The 17,375-nt window shown below is 63.6% G+C and carries 16 protein-coding genes; 7 read left to right on the top strand and 9 right to left on the bottom strand.

Annotated features, from left to right (window positions below):
* The 3 genes from FJ423_RS06140 to FJ423_RS06130 form a co-directional block, all read left to right on the top strand.
* A partial coding sequence (locus tag FJ423_RS06140; RefSeq protein ID WP_140840087.1) for an FAD-dependent oxidoreductase occupies positions 1-1,816 on the top strand: 1,816 nt, incomplete at its 5' end.
* 190 nt (positions 1,817-2,006) lie between these two features.
* Positions 2,007-3,410 (top strand): glycosyltransferase family 39 protein, encoded by a 1,404-nt coding sequence (locus FJ423_RS06135; RefSeq protein WP_181174729.1) that lies wholly within the window; start codon positions 2,007-2,009, stop codon positions 3,408-3,410.
* Between the two features lie 16 nt (positions 3,411-3,426).
* Positions 3,427-4,767, top strand: coding sequence for a Xaa-Pro peptidase family protein (locus FJ423_RS06130; protein ID WP_140840083.1), 1,341 nt, complete (start codon positions 3,427-3,429; stop codon positions 4,765-4,767).
* Here FJ423_RS06130 and FJ423_RS06125 read toward each other — a convergent pair.
* Complete coding sequence (locus FJ423_RS06125) at positions 4,735-5,571, bottom strand: PhnD/SsuA/transferrin family substrate-binding protein (protein ID WP_140840081.1); 837 nt, start codon at positions 5,569-5,571, stop codon at positions 4,735-4,737. The two genes, FJ423_RS06130 and FJ423_RS06125, sit on opposite strands and share 33 nt — an antisense overlap.
* A gap of 76 nt (positions 5,572-5,647) precedes the next feature.
* Complete coding sequence (locus FJ423_RS06120) at positions 5,648-6,670, bottom strand: fatty acid desaturase (protein ID WP_140840079.1); 1,023 nt, start codon at positions 6,668-6,670, stop codon at positions 5,648-5,650.
* Positions 6,671-6,898: 228 nt separating this feature from the next.
* On the opposite strand from FJ423_RS06120, the gene FJ423_RS06115 reads away from it, so the two are divergent.
* Positions 6,899-7,756, top strand: a complete 858-nt coding sequence (locus FJ423_RS06115; protein WP_140840077.1) for a helix-turn-helix transcriptional regulator — start codon at positions 6,899-6,901, stop codon at positions 7,754-7,756.
* Positions 7,757-7,913: 157 nt separating this feature from the next.
* Positions 7,914-8,936, top strand: coding sequence for a betaine--homocysteine S-methyltransferase (bmt, locus tag FJ423_RS06110; RefSeq protein ID WP_140840075.1), 1,023 nt, complete (start codon positions 7,914-7,916; stop codon positions 8,934-8,936).
* 8 nt (positions 8,937-8,944) lie between these two features.
* On the opposite strand, the gene FJ423_RS06105 is transcribed toward bmt, so the two are convergent.
* The 6 genes from FJ423_RS06105 to FJ423_RS06080 all read right to left on the bottom strand — a co-directional run bounded on the left by FJ423_RS06105 (position 8,945) and on the right by FJ423_RS06080 (position 15,489).
* On the bottom strand, positions 8,945-9,229 hold the full coding sequence (locus FJ423_RS06105) for a hypothetical protein (protein ID WP_224522689.1): 285 nt from the start codon (positions 9,227-9,229) through the stop codon (positions 8,945-8,947).
* A 139-nt stretch (positions 9,230-9,368) separates the two neighbouring features.
* A complete protein-coding gene (locus FJ423_RS06100) occupies positions 9,369-11,555 on the bottom strand; it encodes a VWA domain-containing protein (RefSeq protein ID WP_140840073.1) in 2,187 nt (728 codons plus the stop codon).
* 2 nt (positions 11,556-11,557) lie between these two features.
* A complete protein-coding gene (locus FJ423_RS06095; protein ID WP_140840071.1) occupies positions 11,558-12,118 on the bottom strand; it encodes an RNA polymerase sigma factor in 561 nt (186 codons plus the stop codon).
* Between the two features lie 182 nt (positions 12,119-12,300).
* Positions 12,301-13,032: a dienelactone hydrolase family protein gene (locus FJ423_RS06090; protein ID WP_140840069.1), complete on the bottom strand. Its 732-nt coding sequence runs from the start codon at positions 13,030-13,032 to the stop codon at positions 12,301-12,303.
* A 103-nt stretch (positions 13,033-13,135) separates the two neighbouring features.
* The gene (locus FJ423_RS06085; protein ID WP_140840067.1) at positions 13,136-13,825 is read right to left on the bottom strand and encodes a 4Fe-4S dicluster domain-containing protein; all 690 of its coding nucleotides are present in this window, start codon (positions 13,823-13,825) and stop codon (positions 13,136-13,138) included.
* Positions 13,826-13,914: 89 nt separating this feature from the next.
* Positions 13,915-15,489, bottom strand: a complete 1,575-nt coding sequence (locus FJ423_RS06080) for a trimethylamine methyltransferase family protein (RefSeq protein WP_140840065.1) — start codon at positions 15,487-15,489, stop codon at positions 13,915-13,917.
* Positions 15,490-15,759: 270 nt separating this feature from the next.
* Here FJ423_RS06080 and FJ423_RS06075 point away from each other — a divergent pair, with 270 nt between their 5' ends.
* Positions 15,760-16,458, top strand: coding sequence for a B12-binding domain-containing protein (locus FJ423_RS06075; protein ID WP_095764935.1), 699 nt, complete (start codon positions 15,760-15,762; stop codon positions 16,456-16,458).
* 85 nt (positions 16,459-16,543) lie between these two features.
* Here FJ423_RS06075 and FJ423_RS06070 read toward each other — a convergent pair whose 3' ends face one another.
* Positions 16,544-16,678 (bottom strand): entericidin A/B family lipoprotein, encoded by a 135-nt coding sequence (locus FJ423_RS06070; RefSeq protein ID WP_041003961.1) that lies wholly within the window; start codon positions 16,676-16,678, stop codon positions 16,544-16,546.
* A gap of 53 nt (positions 16,679-16,731) precedes the next feature.
* Here FJ423_RS06070 and FJ423_RS06065 point away from each other — a divergent pair, with 53 nt between their 5' ends.
* Positions 16,732-17,373: a DUF1638 domain-containing protein gene (locus tag FJ423_RS06065; RefSeq protein WP_140840063.1), complete on the top strand. Its 642-nt coding sequence runs from the start codon at positions 16,732-16,734 to the stop codon at positions 17,371-17,373.
* Positions 17,374-17,375: the final 2 nt, after the last annotated feature.

Here is a 17,375-nt window from a genome sequence, read left to right as displayed (position 1 = left end):
GATCTACACCCGCCAGGAGCGCAACGGCGTCCTGCTCGGCACCTACGAGAAGGCCTGCAAGCCGTGGTCGCCGGTCAACACGCCGTGGGATTTCGGCCATGAGTTGCTGCAGCCCGACATCGACCGCATCGCGCCGTCGCTGGAGATCGGCTTCAAGCATTTCCCCGGTATCGAGAAGGCCGGCATCAAGCAGATCATCAACGGCCCCTTCACCTTCGCGCTCGACGGCAATCCGCTGGTCGGCCCGGTGCAGGGCCTGACCAATTTCTGGTGCGCCTGCGCCGTCATGGCCGGGTTCAGTCAGGGCGGCGGCGTCGGCCTCGCGCTCTCCAACTGGATGGTGCATGGCGATCCGGGCTTCGACGTCTGGGGCATGGACGTCGCCCGCTTCGGCGAATGGGCGAGCTTGCGCTACACCAACGCCAAGGTGCGGGAAAACTATTCGCGCCGCTTCTCGATCCGCTTCCCGAACGAAGAACTGCCCGCCGCCCGTCCGGCGCAGACGACGCCACTCTACGACACCATGCTCGCCAACAACGCCGTCATGGGCGATTCGTGGGGCCTGGAAACGCCGCTCTGGTTCGCGCCGAAGGGCACCGAGCCGAAGGACATCGTCTCCTTCCACCGCTCCAACGATTTCGGCCCGATCGGCGAGGAAGTGCGCGCCACGCGCGACAGGGTCGGCGTCACCGAGATCGCCAACTTCGCCAAATACGAGGTGTCCGGTCCGGGCGCGGAAGATTTCCTCAACCGGCTGATGACCAACCGCATGCCGAAGGTTGGCCGCATCGTGCTGACCCCGATGGTCAACGAATTCGGCAAGCTGATCGGCGACTTTACCATCGCCAAGGCCGGCCCAAGAAATGGAGAAGACCGCTTCATGATCTGGGGCTCGTCCGCAGCGCAGAAATATCACATGCGCTGGTTCGAGAAGCACCTGCCGAAGGATGGCTCGGTGCGCATCCACCGCTTCGACCAGACGCTGGTCGGTCTCTCGATCGCCGGGCCGAAATCGCGCGACCTGCTGCAGAAGCTCGTCGATGTCGACGTCTCGACAAAGGCCTTCCGCTTCATGGATTTCCGCGAGATGGCCGTTGGCGGCGCGCCCTGCATGGTCAACCGCATCACCTACACCGGCGATCTCGGCTACGAGATCTGGATGGCGCCCGCCTATCAACGCCTCGTCTACAAGGCGATCAAGGAAGCCGGCGCGGAATTCGGCATCGTCGATTTCGGCATGCGTGCGCTGCTCTCCATGCGCCTGGAAAAGAATTTTCCGACCTGGTTCCGTGAATTGCGTCCGATCTATGGACCGTTCGAAGGCTCCATGGATCGCTTCATCAAGCTGGAGAAGAACGACTTCATCGGCCGCGAGGCGTCCGCCAAGGAGCATGCTGAAGGGCCGAAGCTGCGCCGGGTCTCCTTCATCGTCGACGCTGCCGATGCCGACGTGATGGGCGACGAGCCGATCTGGGCCAAGGTCGGCAAGGACTACGGCACGGTCGAGAAGCCGCATGGCTACGGCGCGCCGCGCTTCGACACATCAGGCCAGGAAGTGCGCGGCTCGAAGGCCGCCGAAGGCGCTTCGGCCGTGCGCGGCATCGTCGATGGCGAATGGCGCGTCGTTGGTTGGGTGACCTCGGGCGGCTATGCGCATTACGTGCAGAAGTCGATGGCGCAGGGCTATGTGCCGGCCGCCCTTGCCGAGGACGAAAGCGCCGGCCTGTTCGAGATCGAGATTCTCGGCCACCGCCGCCCCGCCCGCATCAATGTCGAACCGCCTTTCGACCCGAGCGGCGAGAAGATGCGAACCTGAAACCCGAATTGTTGGATTGCGTCGGTAGCTATGGCATGGTCCGAGCCCACTACCGGCGCATCAGCATGAGAAGATCGTCCCTTTGCGGCAACTAGAGAAATGGACCGATTGGCTCTGCGATGAACGGGTCGGCCCATTCAGCGCGGCGGTTGCGTCGGTCCTCCTCTACTGCCTGACCCAGATCGTCATGATGGCCCTGCTGTCCCATGTTGCGGGCACGGGCGTCGGTGTCGACGATGCAGAGCAATTGACGGAAATGCGATTCCTGGCCGCCGGCTACGGCAGCTCGCAGCCGCCTCTATACACCTGGCTGGCGACGCTTGCGGCCTCGCTGGTCGGAACCAGCGTCCTTGCCCTCAAGATCGTCAAATACGGCCTGCTGGCCGCGGGGCTGGTCGCCTATTTCACCGCCATACGCCGCCTCGGCTACTCGAACCGTGCCGCGGCGGCCGGCATGTTCGGATTGCTGCTGTTTCCTCAGATCTTCTGGGAGATGCAGCACGCCCTCACCCACTCGGTCGCCATATTCTGTTTCACCTCGGTGCTGCTTCTGGCGCTGGTCGAGGTGGAGAGGCGGCGATCGGCCGTTGCCTATGCGTTTTTCGGCCTGGCGACGGCGGCCGCGATGCTGTCGAAATACAACATCGTCATCTTCCTTGCCGCCCTGTTCCTGGCATCTCTCTCGGTTCGCGAAACGCGTGAGGCGATCTTCGACCGCCGTTTCGCAATCAGCGTGGCGGTGGCGGTCCTTGCCTGCCTGCCGACGCTTTATTGGAGCCTGACACATCTGGAAGACCTGCTCGCGCACCAAGGGGGCCTGGGCGTCGCCGAAGGCGGCAGCGTTGCGAAAACGGCGCTTCTCGGCATCCGCAGACTGGTCAACGCGATCGTCAATTTCGCTGGATTGCCGGTCGTGATTTTTGCCGTCGCCTACGTCCTGGCGACAAGAAAACGGACGGATCCGCCTCAGCCGGTACGGTGGCCGGAAAAGCTGTTGTGGCGGGCGATCGTCCTTGGTTTTGTGGTCATGGTCACAGTCGTGTTGGCGGCCGGCATCACCCAGTTTCGCGACCGCTGGATGCTACCGATCTTCATCCTCTTGCCCGCGGCGCTCGCCATGCGCTTCGACGCCATGGGCCAGAAAGGCCGAAAGACGCAAGCCACCATTGTCTTCGTCGGCGCTCTCCTTGCCATATTGGTGCTGCCGCTGAGCTGGTACATGCATCTGCACGGCGGCGACAGCCGCGGCAGCATCGTGCGCATGGATTACCGCTCGCTTTACGACCAGATCAACGCCGACGGACCGGTCAAGACCGTGGTCTCGAGCTGGTTCTGGGTCGGCAATCTGCGCCTGGTCGATGCCGATCTCATCGCGCTCGATGACGAGACGCCGGACTTCGCCAGGTCGATCCGCGAGCCGGCGGTGCTCGTGCTTACCGATGACAGGGAATCGTCCTCGGAGGTTTTCGAAGAGTTGGCGAAGGTCGGCTACGTGATGGACACCATCCACCGCACGATTGAAGTGCCGCAGGCACTCGGCTTTCCGCCCCGCAAGGTCACGATTACCAGACTGCACAAGAAGCCCGCGCAGTAAGCTTCAGGTGGGACGAATGGACAAGCTAGGCTTCGGCCGCCATCGCAAGATCATGCCCTTCGAGCCAAGCTCGGTCGAAGCGCTGCGCGAGGCCTCGCGTGAAAAGGCGGCCTCGCTCAACCAGCATCTGCTGGGCTATGGCGCGACCGCCGAAGCCGAGTGGGCGACGGCGGGCGTCGCCGCGCCGGACTTGGCCGAAATGCGCAGATACCGGCTGGACCGCATCCGCGCCGAGCTGAAACGCCGCGACTATGCCGGCGCCCTGCTCTACGACCCGGTCAACATCCGCTACGCGACGGACTCGACCAACATGCAGCTCTGGGTCGCGCACAATTCGACACGCCACTGTTTCGTCGCCGCGGAAGGGCCGGTAGTGCTGTTCGACTATTTCTCCTGCGAGCACCTGTCCGACCATTCGGGCGTCGTCGACGAGGTGCGCCCTGCGGTATCGTGGATATATCTCTACAGCGGCGAGCTCACCGAGCAGAAAGTCCGGCGCTGGGGTGCCGGTATCGCCGAGCTCGTTGCCGAGCATGGCGGCGGCAACCGCCGCATTGCCGTCGACCGCATCAACCCGGAAGGCGTTGAGGAACTCGCCCGCCGCGGCATCGCGATAGGCAATGGCGAGGCGGTGATGGAGAATGCGCGCCTCATCAAATCGCCGGACGAGATCCTCGCCATGCGCCGCGCCATCGTCGCCTGCGAGGCCGCGATTGGCGAGATGGAGACAGTGCTGAAGCCCGGCATCTCCGAAAACGAGCTCTGGGCGGAACTGCATCGCGGCAACATCGCGCGCGGCGGCGAATGGATCGAAACGCGTCTTTTGTCATCGGGACCGCGCACCAATCCCTGGTTCCAGGAATGCTCCTCGCGCGTCATCGAGAATGGTGACCTCGTCGCCTTCGACACGGACCTGATCGGACCCTACGGGTTCTGCGCCGATCTTTCGCGCACATGGCTTTGCGGCGACGGAAAGCCGTCGAACGAGCAGCACGACCTCTTCCGCATCGCCGCCGGTCAGATCGCTCATAACACCGAACTGATGCGGCCGGGCATCTCCTTTCGCGATCTCGTCGAACGCTCGGCGGTGCCGCCGGACGACTGTTATCCGACGCGCTACGGCGTGCTCTATCACGGGGTCGGCTTGGCGGACGAATATCCGACGCTGCCGCATGCCGGCGACTGGACCGACGACACGCCGGACGGCGTGCTCGAACCCGGCATGGTGCTTTGCGTCGAAAGCTATATCGGCAGGCTTGGCGGGCGCGAAGGCGTCAAAATCGAGGAGCAGATCCTGATCACCGAAACCGGCAACGAGAAGCTTTCAGCCTACAAGCTGGACGAGCGGCTGCTCTGATCCGCTTTCGACAGCCGCGACGGCGTCGCGCATCGCGGCAACGATTTTTTCCGGCGTCGTTCGGGCGGTGATATAGGGCAGGCCCTTGCGCCGCGCCGTCCAGCCGACCACCTTCACGCCTCTCGCCGCCGGCTCGAAACGTTGCGCCAGCGCCCAGCTTTCGCAGTCGATGGCCGCGACCTCGGCCCTGCCTTCCGCGACGGCCACAATCGACGACCGGTGGCCGCCGCTTTCGCCGCGCGAGGCGAAGATGTCCAGGCTTTCGCCCATCGCCTCCAGGTCGCGCTGCAGGCCGATCAGCCCGGACATCGAATCCGGATTGTTGAAGGTGAAGCGCCTGCCGCGGAGAAGGTCGATCGGGATGAGGGCCTTGCCGTCCGCGGGCGAGGCAATCCCCGGTCCGCCATCCGCCGGCATCACCAGCGCGCTGGAATAGAGCTCTCCCTGCCCGCCCTCGAACGCATCGTAGCTCGGCTGCGCAACCACCTGCACATGCCGCGCAAGACCGAGTTCCATCGGCCCCCAGCAGGTTTGCCCGAAGAGCAGCGCCGGGCTCAGCCAGAGCTGGTGAAAGTCCAATTCTTCCGGGGGCAGCGTCGCCGGGTCGGGTGCGATCGGCTTGCCGGCGCCGTCGAGTATGCCGCCGGGAACTCCTGGCAGCTCGCGATTGCTGCGCACGACCGCCTCCGGCGCATCGATGCCCCTTTGCCGGAAAGCATCGCGGAGCCGCGCCCATTGCGCGTCGACTTGGCCACGCGCTTCGGACCAGTCATACATAGGCAGGGCCGCAACGAACTTGCTCATGTCGAATAGCTTTCAAAGGCAAGCGGCCTTCGGCGCCTGCGTTCCGCCGCGCAAAAAGCGTCGCGGAAAGTCGAAATTACTCCTTCGGCGGCTCGGCGGGAACCGGCGCCGTGCCAAGTCCGCTGACATTGCGCGCCCTGACGCGCGGCTTGAAGGCGCGGCCCGGTTCCGGCGTGCGCCGCAGCACCGGATGAACGATCGGCTCCTTGGCCCTGAACGCATGGGCCTTCAGCATCGCAAAATAGTTCGGATAGGCATAACCGTTGTTCATCCGCAGCCATTCCTCGCGGCGCTCGCGAAAGAGCTTCGGCAGCCGGTACCAGGCAATGGTCGGGCTCTTGTGATGAACGAAATGCAGATTGTTGTTCAGGAACAGGAAGGAGAGCGGCGAGCGCTCGACGATCACCGTTCGCCCCTCCGGATGCTCCGACCACTGGTGCTCGGCATAGGTGCGGATCGAGATCAGCGACTGGCCGAGCCACACCGGCACCAGGATATAGAGCCACAGCGGGATGCCAAAGCCGAACGTGACGATCGGCGCCACAATCGCGAGGCCGACGGCATGCAGCAGCCAGGCCTTGCGGATCGCTTTGTCGCCGGCAAGGATCTGCTTGGCATCGTCGATGAAGAAACCGACCGAGGACAACCACGGACCGAGGACGAGGCGGCCAACCATGGTGTTGTTGATCTTGAGCAGAAGCTTCATTGTCGGCGGCAGGCCCTCATGCATCCAGAGCGCCTGATAGTAGCTCTCCGGATCGTCGAGCGGATCGGTCAGGCGCTCGTCTGCATGATGGCGAAGGTGGATGGTCTTGAAGCGGCGGAACGGCCAGACCATGCCGATGGGCAGGAAGACGAAGGCTTCATTGATCCTGGCGTTGCGGGTCGGATGACCGTGCAGCACTTCGTGCATGATCGACGATTGCAGAGCCAGGATAAAGGGCAGGACGGCAAGCGCCAGAAGCGGATGGGATGGCCAGACAAGGAAACCGGTGGCGAGCCATGCGCCGTAGCAGAAGACTGTGAGGGAGACTGTCGGCCATTCGACAGCCGGTGTGCTGCTAGGTCTCTTTTTCGTGCCGGTATTCACGCTTGCCATGCTCTCGACCACTGCCCCCCAGTCGCCGGAACCAACTCGATTCCTGACAACATTGTGTCAGTAGCCTGCCGTTACATCAACGCGACAATGCGCACAACCCGTTGCGAATGCGCATTTTTGGCGGCATATGTTATACATTGTAAACAGACATCGGGATTCATTTCCGCCTGAGCCACGTTCAAAACGGCTCCGGCGCAAATTTTTCCTCTCCGACACGGAAGCAGCGTGATGGACAAGCGCGATCTGTCGATGACCTTTCGGGAGCGCCTGAAATTGCTCTTGACACGGTCCGACCTGAACCAGTCGGCCTTCGCGACGGCGGTCGGCATCGACCGTTCGGCGCTGTCGCAGCTCCTCTCCGGCGCCTCGACCCGCCTGCCCCGCGCCGAGACCCTCCTCAACATAGCCGCCGAGTTCAAGGTATCGCTCGACTGGCTGCTGGGCCTGAGCCAGGACGAAGGTGTCACCGGCGAAATCAGAGAAAGCCTGGAGATCGAAGAGGCGCCCGACGGCTTCGACCGCACGCTTTTGGCCAAATGGCATGCCGAGGCGGCCGGCACCAAGATCCGCTATGTGCCCGCGGGCATTCCCGACCTTCTGCGGACCGAGGCACTGGTGGAATATGAGGCCGGCATTGCCAACAAGAGCCGTGAGGCGCAGGCAGGCGAAACGCAATATCGCATCGACTACAACCGTCGGCCGGAGACCGACATGGAAGTCTGCATGCCGCGCCACACGCTGGAGATCTTCGCGCGCGGCCTCGGTGTCTGGGATCGTTTCCCCGAGGCCGAACGGCGCAAGCAATTGCTGCACATGGCGGCGCTGCTTGACGACCTTTATCCGACCTTTCGCCTGTTCCTCTATGACGGCCGCATTCGCTATTCGATCCCCTATACGATCTTTGGCCCCTATCGCGCCGCGATCTATGTCGGCGACATGTATCTCGTGTTGAGCGCCACTCAGCCGATCCGCACGCTCACCAGCCATTTCGACAACCTGATCCGGGCCGCCGACATCAACGCGCACGAGGCCGCGAGCTTTGCGCAAAAGCTGGCCGCAATGTCCTTCCCATCAGGCTCTGCCTGATCGCGCGCATTGATATCGTCTTCGCCGCCCGTCATCGTTCCAGGGAAAACCCCATGGCCTTTCGCGGCCGCAAATTCGTTGACTGGACATAAAGACTTCTTTATATCGTTATTTGAATTTGAACGCGAAAGCCATTCCAGGCAGGAAATTCAGGGCCATGACCGCGACCAACCCGATTGACGCACTGCTTGCCGAAAAAGGCGTGCTTTTGGCCGATGGCGCCACCGGCACCAATCTGTTCGCGATGGGTCTTGAGGCCGGGGAAGCGCCTGAGCTGCTCAATGAGACGGCGCCCGAGACCATCGCCAGCCTGCATCAGAACTTTGTCGACGCCGGCGCCGATATCATTCTCACCAACTCCTTCGGCGGCACTCGCCACAGGCTGAAGCTGCATCACGCGCAGGATCGCGTCCACGAGTTGAACAAGCGCGCCGCCGAGATTGCCCGCTCCGTCGCCGACAAGGCCGGCCGCAAGGTGATCGTCGCCGGCTCCGTCGGCCCGACCGGCGAATTGCTGGTGCCGCTTGGCGCCATGACCTATGACGAGGCGGTCGAGGCCTTCGCCGAACAGATCGAGGGCTTGAAGGCCGGCGGCGCCGAAGTCGCCTGGATCGAGACCATGTCGGCGCCGGACGAGATCCGCGCCGCGGCTGAGGCCGCCATCCGGGTCGGCCTGCCCTATACCTACACCGGTTCCTTCGACACGGCCGGCCGCACCATGATGGGCCTGCTGCCGAAGGATATCCACGCCGTCGCCGATGGCCTGTCGCAGGCCCCTCTCGGCGTCGGCGCCAATTGCGGCGTCGGCGCTTCCGATATCCTGGCTTCGCTGCTCGACATGACCGATGCGAAGCCGGACGCGACCGTGATCGTCAAGGGCAATTGCGGCATTCCGGAGTTCCGCGGCGCAGAGATCCATTATTCCGGCACGCCGGAGCTGATGTCCGATTATGTGCGGCTGGCGGTCGATGCCGGCGCCAAGATTGTCGGCGGCTGCTGCGGCACCTCGTTCGCGCACCTTGCTGCCATGCGCAAGGCGCTGGACGCGCACACCAAGTCGACCCGCCCGACCGTCGAGACGATCGTCGAGCGCATCGGCCCGATGCGCAACAAGGCGGCGACGGCAAACACCGCCGAGACCAGCGAAGCCCGCCGCGAGCGCCGGCGCAGCCGCGCCTGATACGTTTTCTACTTGCTGTTTTCAGCGTAGCGCGACAGCGCGGTATTGAGATCGGTGCCGGCACTGCCCTGGTTGTCGGCGCCCATCGTCATCAGGGCGCCCGATGCGCCGGGGTCGCTGATCTGCTCAAGCATCGAGCGAAAACGGTCGTTGTTGAGGGCCGAAAGCGCTGTGTTGCGCGCCGCGTCGACATCGTTCCTGATTCGCGCGGCTTCCGCTGAAGCAGCGGACGGTCCGCGCACCGGGGCATTGGCCGCCGTCGAGTTCACGTTCCCCATTGTCGTGATATGCACTGCTGATCCCTCAAACCCTTGTCAGCACCGACTAACAGAAGCTCGTTGCGGCGAGGTTCCGGAAAACCCGTGCAATTTAACGATCGAAAAAAGGCCGGCAGGATCTGTCCCGCCGGCCTTTCCTTCAGTCCGCAATGGCCTACTTGTTGCCGTCCAGCGATGAGGCCAGCCGCACCAGCGACAGGAACTCCGCCCGATAGCCGAATGGATCGGCGCCGCGCGCGGCATTGGCGATCTCTGCGATGCGGTCATAGCTGAAATTCGCGGTCTGATCCTCGTCGCGCAGCTTCTGCCCGAAGGCCGCGACGGCAACCGAAAAACGTTGGTCGGCGCCGGCCGCATCGAAGGACGAGACCTCATTGGCGGCGGTCACCGGCGTGGTGATGAGCTTCGAGACGTTCTCGTCCGGCAGCTTGTAGCGGATCTTGACGAAGGCATATTCGCCGGCATTGGCGACGCCGCCATTGTCGACCTTGGCCTGGCCGTAGCGCAGCGGATCGACCTGCTCGCCACCGCTGCCTTTAGGCGTGATCTCATAGACCGCGGTCACCGAATGGCCCGAGCCGATATCGCCGGCATCGACGCGGTCATTGTTGAAATCCTCGCGCTTCAGCGCGCGGGTCTCATAACCGACGAGACGGTATTCGGAGACCGTGGCTGGGTTGAACTCGACCTGAATCTTGACGTCTTTGGCGATGGTGAACAGCGTCGAGGAGGCATCCTCGACCAGCACCTTCTCGGCTTCGGCCAGCGTGTCGATATAGGCCGCCGTGCCATTGCCGTTCTGCGCGATGGTCTGCATCATCTGGTCGTTCAGATTGCCGCGGCCGAAGCCGAACACCGAGAGAAACACGCCCGTCTTGCGCTCCTTCTCGATCAGCCGCTTGAGGTCGTCGTCATCGGTCTGGCCGACATTGAAGTCGCCGTCGGTGGCAAGCATCACACGGTTGACGCCGTCCTTGACGAAGGATTGCTGCGCAAGCTTGTAGGCCTCGCGGATGCCTTCTTCGCCGGCCGTCGAGCCGCCGGGCGCCAGATTGTCGATTGCCGCAAGGATCTTCTGCTTTTCCGCCGCCTTGGTCGGCATCAGCACCGTGCCGGCATTGCCGGCATAGGTGACGATCGAGACGGTGTCGTCGGGCTTCAGCTTGCTGACCAGCAGGCGGAAGGCGGATTTCAGCAGCGGCAGCTTGTCGGGCTCGTCCATCGAGCCCGAGACGTCGATCAGGAAAACCAGATTGGCCTTCGGCTGCTCGGCCGGCGTCACGTCGAAACCCTTGATCGCGACATGCATGAGCTTGGTGTGCTCGTTCCACGGCGTCGGCATAATGGTGACGGTCGAGTTGAATGGCGTTGAAGCCGATTCCGGACCCTTCCACCCATAGGGGAAGTAGTTGATCATCTCCTCGACGCGGACTGTGTCCGGGTCGGGCAGACTGCCTTCCTTCAGCGAGCGACGCACGAAAGAATAGGAGGCGGTATCGACGTCGATCGAGAAAGTCGAGACCGGATCCTGGGCTGTTTCATGCACCGGATTGGTTTTGAAATTCTCGACGCGATCGCGGTTTTCCTCCTGCGGCTGCAGTTGGTCGACCGGCATGGGCGCGGGCTGCACCATCAGCTTGGAATCGGCGACGGCGGGCGGAGACGCCGGAATGGCGGCCGCGCCGCCTGCCGGCGCCTTGTCGGCCCGCTCAGCCTCATCGACGCTAGGCGGTGTCATCGACATGATCACTCTGTTTGACGACCCGTCCTTGCCGCCGGCCGCGAGCTGGCCGCTCTCCGCCGGCGCAGGCTGCAGGGCGCGCTTGCTCTCCGGCGCAGCCTCCTGCTTGAGCAGGCCGTCGACCTCTGTCGCCGGCTTCGGCGCCGCCACTTGTGAATTGGCCCGAGTCTCGGCGTCGGCGTCTGTCTTCTTCTGCTTGGCCGGCGCCGCTGCCAGCGGCTCGTTGATCGCGGGCTGTTCCGGCCCAGGCTTCTGCGCCGCCGGCTTGTCGGCCAAGGTCTCGGTGACCGTGCCGTTGCCGCCGACGACGGGCGGGTGGTCCTTCAGCATCTCGAAAGCGGCATAGCCGGCGATAGGCAGCGCGACCAGCGCGGTGATGGCCGGCGTGGCGATGAGTTTCCGTTGCATGATGTCTCTCCAGAGCATTCTTGCTCGCTCCGTGAGACGAAGGCCTGCGGACGTTCCTTGGCGAACAGGCGAGATTTTTTCGTCGAGGTCGAAAGCCTGCATCGCGGCGGCGAACGCGCGCGCCTTCGCCTCGCCGTCCGGCGCCGGTACCGCGATGTCGCGCAGCCTTTCGAGTTCGTTGTCGTCGACCATGGTCACACTTCCCCGGCTGAGCGCATCAGCAGCTTCAGCCGTTTCTTCGCTTCATGGATGTGCCAGGACACCGTCGTCTCCGAGATCGCCATCACCTCGGCGGCCGCCGCGTGGTTGAGACCTTCGCCATAGACCAGCAGCACTGCGTCGCGTTGCTTGTCGGGCAGCATCCGCACCGCCACCCACAGCGCCTCGGCCGGATCGTCGATCTCCGCCGACGCGTCGCCCGCGATCAGCGCATAGGCGCCGTAGGCATCGGTCTTGGCAGTGTCGCGGGCGCGCTTGCGCATCATGTCGCGCGAAGCGTTCAGCGTCATGGCATAGAGCCATGTCGTAAAGGCGCCGTTGCCCTGATAATCGCGGATCGCGCGGCCGAGCCGCACGCAGACGTCCTGGGCGATGTCCTCGGCGTCGGCTTTGCGGCCGCACCAGCGAAAGGCGGCGCGATAGACGAAGCCGTAATGCCTTTCGAGCAATCTGCCGAAAGCACCCCTGTCTCCGCCCCTCGCCCGCCCGATCAGTTCGGCATCGGAGGCTTCGCCGTCGTCCAGCATCATCGCCATCATTTGCCTGTTGGACGAAGGCTAATGGCCAATCCTTGGGGCGATGGAAAGATTTTTTTGCGGAGGCGCATTTCCTTCTGCCCGTTCACGGGGAGAAGGTGCCCGAAGGGCGGATGAGGGGCAGCGCGAACATTCGAAGGCTCGCGCTGCACGACGCCCCCTCCGCGATCTGCGAAAGAAGGCTAACCCAGCGTCTCTTTGAAAAACGTCGTCAGCCGCTTCCAATGCCTCTCAGCGCCCGCCTCGTCATAGACGCTGTGGTCCTTGACGCACCAGCCGTGGTCGACGCCGACATAGTTTTCGATGACGTGGTCAACCTCTGCCACCCTGAGCGCCTCTGCCAGCCGCGCCGACTGCTCCGGCGGGAAGCTGCGGTCGACGCCGGCGACGCCGACATAGACGCGCGCCTTGATCGAGGACGCCTTGCGGTGCGGGCTGTCGGCCGCGTCGCTGGCGAGATTGCCGCCATGGAGGCTTGCCGCGGCAACGATCCGGTCCGGATAGCTCGCCGCCGCGTTTAGCGCCCGCGCGCCGCCCATGCAGTAGCCGACGACGCCAGTCGGTCCGGCGATCCCCTCGGCGGCCAGAGCATCGAGGAACGCGCTGCCGTCGCGGATGGTCATGCCCTGCGTCGTGCCGCCGCTCAGCATCAACAGCAGGGCCTTGGTCTTTTCCTCGGCAAAGGCGGTTTTGGGATCGAACGGACCATAGGGCGCATAGCGGTAGAAGAGATCGGGCACCAGCACGGCATAGCCATGCTGCGCGAGGCGCTCGGCCATCTGGTCGAGCGCCGGGCGCGGACCGAAAATATCCATATAGAGTATGACGCCAGCCTTGGCCGGCGCGGCTGGACGAAACAGCCGTGCCTTCGCCGTGCCGTCCAGGGTCTTGATCTCGATGTCCTGCTTCGTCATTGCGCGCTCCGCCGGTTGCCAGGGATAGATATCCGCACCGCCCGGCAGGGCAAGCCGCAACCTCTCGATCGCGGTCAAGTTTCCGTGCGGTTCGGAAGAATGCCTACAGTCCGGCGAACGCCGCCATATGGAAAGCCTGGACATCGGCCGGATAGCGATACTCAGCGCCGTAAGGACAGGCGTTGCGGTCGAGGCAGCCGCCGGCGCGGCAGGGCGCACCATCCGTGCCACGCACATGCACCAGGCACGCCTCGTGCGCAAAGCCAGCCGCCGAATATGCGCCGACCGGACAGGATTTCAGGCAGGGTTTTTCGACGCATGCGTCGCAAAGATGATTCATCTCATGAGCTTCTGGAAGAGAAATCTCGTCCTCGAACAGCAATGCGGCGCGATAGGCATGCCAAAGTCCATAGGTCGGATGCATGAGGATGCCGAGCGGCGACGGCTTCAGCCCTTCGGCCCGTATCGCCCACTGCTGGAACGGCAGGTAGGGCCGATCGGATGGCGACACCGCGCGGGCGCCGAATTCTTTCGCCACCGCGCCGATCACCTCGCGCGACCAACTGTCGAGTGGGTTGGCGATGTCCCTCGCCTGTCGTTCCCGCCAGCGCTGGAAATGCGGCCAGGGCGCCGCGCCCGCCTGTCCGACAAGCAGCACGGATTTGGCCGGCGCGCCGGAAGGCCCGGCTGGCGCCATCTCATCGTCACCGAAGCTGAAACCGCCGCGGAGAATCAGGCCGTTGGCCGCGAGTGCGGCCGCAATCTCCTCGACCGTGCCGCGGAAAAAAGTCATCCCTTCCGGTCCGGGTCGGAGAACGCGCTCCGCCAGACTTCCTTGTGGATGATGTCGGCCACTTTAGCCCGGCCTGACTCGGGCTCCTTTCACGTGAAGGCGTCGGCCATCGAGCCCTTCTTCCTGGCGATGAAGTCCTTCAGCGCCTCGTCGATGGCCGGATCGAGATGCGGCGCCTCGTAGCTTTCCAGCCAGCGGCGTGCGAGCTCGTTGGCGCGCTGCGGGGCGGTCTTCTCGCCTTCGGCCAGCCACTGCTCGTAGGAATTGTTGTCGGCGATGCTGGAACGGTAGAAGGCCGTCTGGAAATTCGCCTGCGTGTGGTCGCAGCCGAGATAGTGGCTGCCCGGACCGACCTGGCGGATGGCGTCCATCGCCTGGCCGTTTTCCGACAGATCGACACCTTCGGCAAACTTCTGCTGCATGCCGAGCTGGTCGATATCCATCATGAATTTTTCGTAGCAGGACGCGAGACCGCCCTCGAGCCAGCCAGCCGAATGCAGGACGAAATTGGTGCCGGCAAGGATCGTCGAGTTGAGCGTGTTGGCGCTCTCATAGGCTGCCTGCGCGTCCGGGACCTTCGAGGCGCAGAGCGAGCCGCCGGTGCGGAACGGCAGGCCGAGCCGGCGCGCGAGCTGCGCGGCGCCGTAGGAAACCAGCGACGGCTCCGGCGTGCCGAAGGTCGGCGCGCCGGACTGCATCGAGATCGACGAGGCGAAGGTGCCGAACAGCACCGGCGCGCCAGGCCTGATCAGCTGGGTGAACGAAGCGCCGGCGAGCACTTCGGCAAGCACCTGCGTCAGCGTGCCGGCGACGGTTACCGGACTCATCGCGCCGGCCAGGATGAACGGCGTGACGATGCAGGCCTGGTTATGGCGCGAATAGACTTTCAGCGCGCCTAGCATGGTCTCGTCGAACACCATCGGCGAGTTGGCGTTGATCAGGCTGGTCAGCACCGTGTTGTTCTCGACGAAGTCGTCGCCGAACACGAGCTTGGCCATCGCCACTGTGTCCTCGGCCCGTTCCGGAGCCGTCACCGAGCCCATGAACGGTTTATCCGAATACCGGATATGCGAGTAGATCATGTCGAGGTGGCGCTTGTTGACCGGCACGTCCACCGGCTCGCACACCGTGCCGCCCGAATGGTGGATCGACGGCGCCATATAGGCGAGCTTCACGAAATTCTGGAAATCCTCGATCGTCGCGTAGCGGCGGTTGCCGTCGAGGTCGCGCACGAAGGGCGGGCCGTAGACTGGCGCGAATACGGTCGCGTTGCCGCCGATCTGCACCGAGCGCTCCGGGTTGCGCGCATGCTGGGTGTAGATCGAAGGCGCGGTCTTCAACAGCGAGCGGCAAAGACCTTTCGGAAAATGCACGCGCTCGCCCTTGACGTCGGCGCCCGCGTCCTTCCAAAGCGCCAGCGCCTCGGCGTCGTCGCGGAAAATGATGCCGATTTCTTCCAGCACCGTGTCGGTATTCTTCTCGATCAGCGCCAGTCCTTCCTCGTTGAGGACCTCGTAGACATTGATCTTGCGCTTGATATAGGTGAGCTGTGTGCCCGGACCGCCGCCCGAGCGCGCCGCGCGCCGGGCCGCCGCGCCGCCGCTGGCGCCGCGCCCACGCCTTGCGTTTGACGCTTCCTGGTCGACTGCCGCGTTCTCGCTCATGATCGTGCTTCCTATAAAACCTGGTCTGGATTCACTCGCGGCCCGTAACCGCCGCTTCTCGCCGGATCGTAACCATGCACCCTATTGGAAACGGCCCGCCAGCGCCAACGCCTGTCGCAAAATCGACAAGAAAAGCGCCAACTTTCCAGTCGCTTTCCTTTTGCGGGAAGTCGCAAATCAGCTATGGCTAGCTTGCCCTCGCGGGTTAGGTATTGGCGCATCGATTTTTAGGCTGCCGCAGTCATTCCGAGCAGCAAGGAGCCCGAGAAAATGTCCGACGACGAGATCATCCTTTCCGAGCTTTCCGACGACGAGCTCGTGCAGCAGATGCACGACGACCTGTATGACGGCCTGAAGGAAGAGATCGAGGAAGGCACCAACATCCTTCTCGAGCGCGGCTGGGCGCCTTACAAGGTGCTGACCGAGGCGCTGGTCGAAGGCATGCGCATCGTCGGCGAGGATTTTCGCGACGGCATCCTGTTCGTGCCGGAAGTGCTGCTCTCCGCCAACGCGATGAAGGCCGGCATGGCCATCTTGCGCCCGTTGCTCGCCGCCACCGGCGCGCCCAAGCAAGGCAAGATGGTGATCGGCACCGTCAAGGGCGACATCCACGACATCGGCAAGAACCTCGTCGGCATGATGATGGAAGGTGCCGGCTTCGACGTCATCGACCTCGGCATCAACAACGCCGTCGAGAAATACCTGGACGCCATCGAGCAGCACCAGCCCGACATTATCGGCATGTCGGCGCTGCTCACCACCACCATGCCCTATATGAAGGTCGTGATCGACACGATGAAGGAAAAGGGCATCCGCGACGACTATGTCGTGCTGGTCGGCGGCGCGCCGCTCAACGAGGAATTCGGCAAGGCCGTCGGCGCCGACGCCTATTGCCGCGATGCTGCGGTGGCGGTCGAGACCGCCAAGGACTTCATGAAGCGCAAGCACAACGTTCGCGCTTCCGCCTGACCCAAGGCATCAGGATGGATCGACAAGAAAAGCCGCGCCTTGCAGCGCGGCTTTTTTGTACCCAGATGATAGGAGAGGCTGCCGATCAGTTGACGGTGTCTTTGACCGCCCTTGCCGTCGATTTGACGTCCTTGCCGACGCCCCGGATGGTGTTGGCGCAGGCCGTGAGTGCAAGCGCGCAGGCCAGGATGGCGATCGGCGCGATGCGTAGCAGTTTCATGGACGGTGTCTCCCTCGACAGATATTAAGCCCCGCAGCGAAAGCCGGCCCGACTTGGTCAAGACGCAAAAAACGGAACCGAATCAAACAGACAGGCTGCTCGTCATCGCCTGCGGGATGATTGCGCGCGAAGTTTTGGCCGTCAAGCAACAGCTAAAGCTCGATCATCTCGATCTGACCTGCCTGCCGGCCGAGTTCCATTTCTATCCGGACCGCATCGCGCCGGCGATGGACAAGGCGATCGAGAAGGCCAAGGCGGAAGGCTACCGGCACATCTTCGTCGGCTATGCCGATTGCGGCACCGGCGGCCTGCTCGATCGCGTCATCGAGAAGCACGGCGTCGAGCGCATGGCGGGGCCGCACTGCTTTGCCTTCTACCAGGGCATGGACGCCTACGCGAAGGTCGCCGACGACGACATGATGTCGTTCTACATGACTGATTTCCTCTGCCGCCAGTTCGAGGCCTTCTTCATCAAGCCGCTCGGCCTCGACCGGCATCCCGAGCTGATCAAGGATTATTTCGGCAATTACGAGAAGCTGATCTATCTCGCCCAGACCGAGGATCCGGAGCTCGACAAGGTCGCCGAGAAAGCCGCCGCCATGCTTGGCCTCGCCTATGAGCGCCGCTCGACCGGCTATGGCGATCTGACCGGCGAGCTGGCGCGGACAGCACAGGGCGCTGCCCGAGACGCCTAGCC

The organism is Mesorhizobium sp. B2-8-9 (assembly GCF_006439475.1).
Classification (GTDB): Bacteria; Pseudomonadota; Alphaproteobacteria; order Rhizobiales; family Rhizobiaceae; genus Mesorhizobium.
The sequence above is the reverse complement of the archived record's forward strand: the minus strand, read 5'-3'. Positions and strand labels throughout refer to the sequence as shown.

Coding starts and splice junctions, on each gene's coding strand:
- FJ423_RS06135 (WP_181174729.1), top strand. CDS start 2,007: ATGGCCCTGCTGTCCCATGTTGCGGGCACGGGCGTCGGTGTCGACGAT.
- FJ423_RS06130 (WP_140840083.1), top strand. CDS start 3,427: ATGGACAAGCTAGGCTTCGGCCGCCATCGCAAGATCATGCCCTTCGAG.
- FJ423_RS06125 (WP_140840081.1), bottom strand. CDS start 5,571: ATGAGCAAGTTCGTTGCGGCCCTGCCTATGTATGACTGGTCCGAAGCG.
- FJ423_RS06120 (WP_140840079.1), bottom strand. CDS start 6,670: ATGGCAAGCGTGAATACCGGCACGAAAAAGAGACCTAGCAGCACACCG.
- FJ423_RS06115 (WP_140840077.1), top strand. CDS start 6,899: ATGGACAAGCGCGATCTGTCGATGACCTTTCGGGAGCGCCTGAAATTG.
- bmt (WP_140840075.1), top strand. CDS start 7,914: ATGACCGCGACCAACCCGATTGACGCACTGCTTGCCGAAAAAGGCGTG.
- FJ423_RS06100 (WP_140840073.1), bottom strand. CDS start 11,555: ATGGTCGACGACAACGAACTCGAAAGGCTGCGCGACATCGCGGTACCG.
- FJ423_RS06095 (WP_140840071.1), bottom strand. CDS start 12,118: ATGGCGATGATGCTGGACGACGGCGAAGCCTCCGATGCCGAACTGATC.
- FJ423_RS06090 (WP_140840069.1), bottom strand. CDS start 13,032: ATGACGAAGCAGGACATCGAGATCAAGACCCTGGACGGCACGGCGAAG.
- FJ423_RS06085 (WP_140840067.1), bottom strand. CDS start 13,825: ATGACTTTTTTCCGCGGCACGGTCGAGGAGATTGCGGCCGCACTCGCG.
- FJ423_RS06080 (WP_140840065.1), bottom strand. CDS start 15,489: ATGAGCGAGAACGCGGCAGTCGACCAGGAAGCGTCAAACGCAAGGCGT.
- FJ423_RS06075 (WP_095764935.1), top strand. CDS start 15,760: ATGTCCGACGACGAGATCATCCTTTCCGAGCTTTCCGACGACGAGCTC.
- FJ423_RS06070 (WP_041003961.1), bottom strand. CDS start 16,678: ATGAAACTGCTACGCATCGCGCCGATCGCCATCCTGGCCTGCGCGCTT.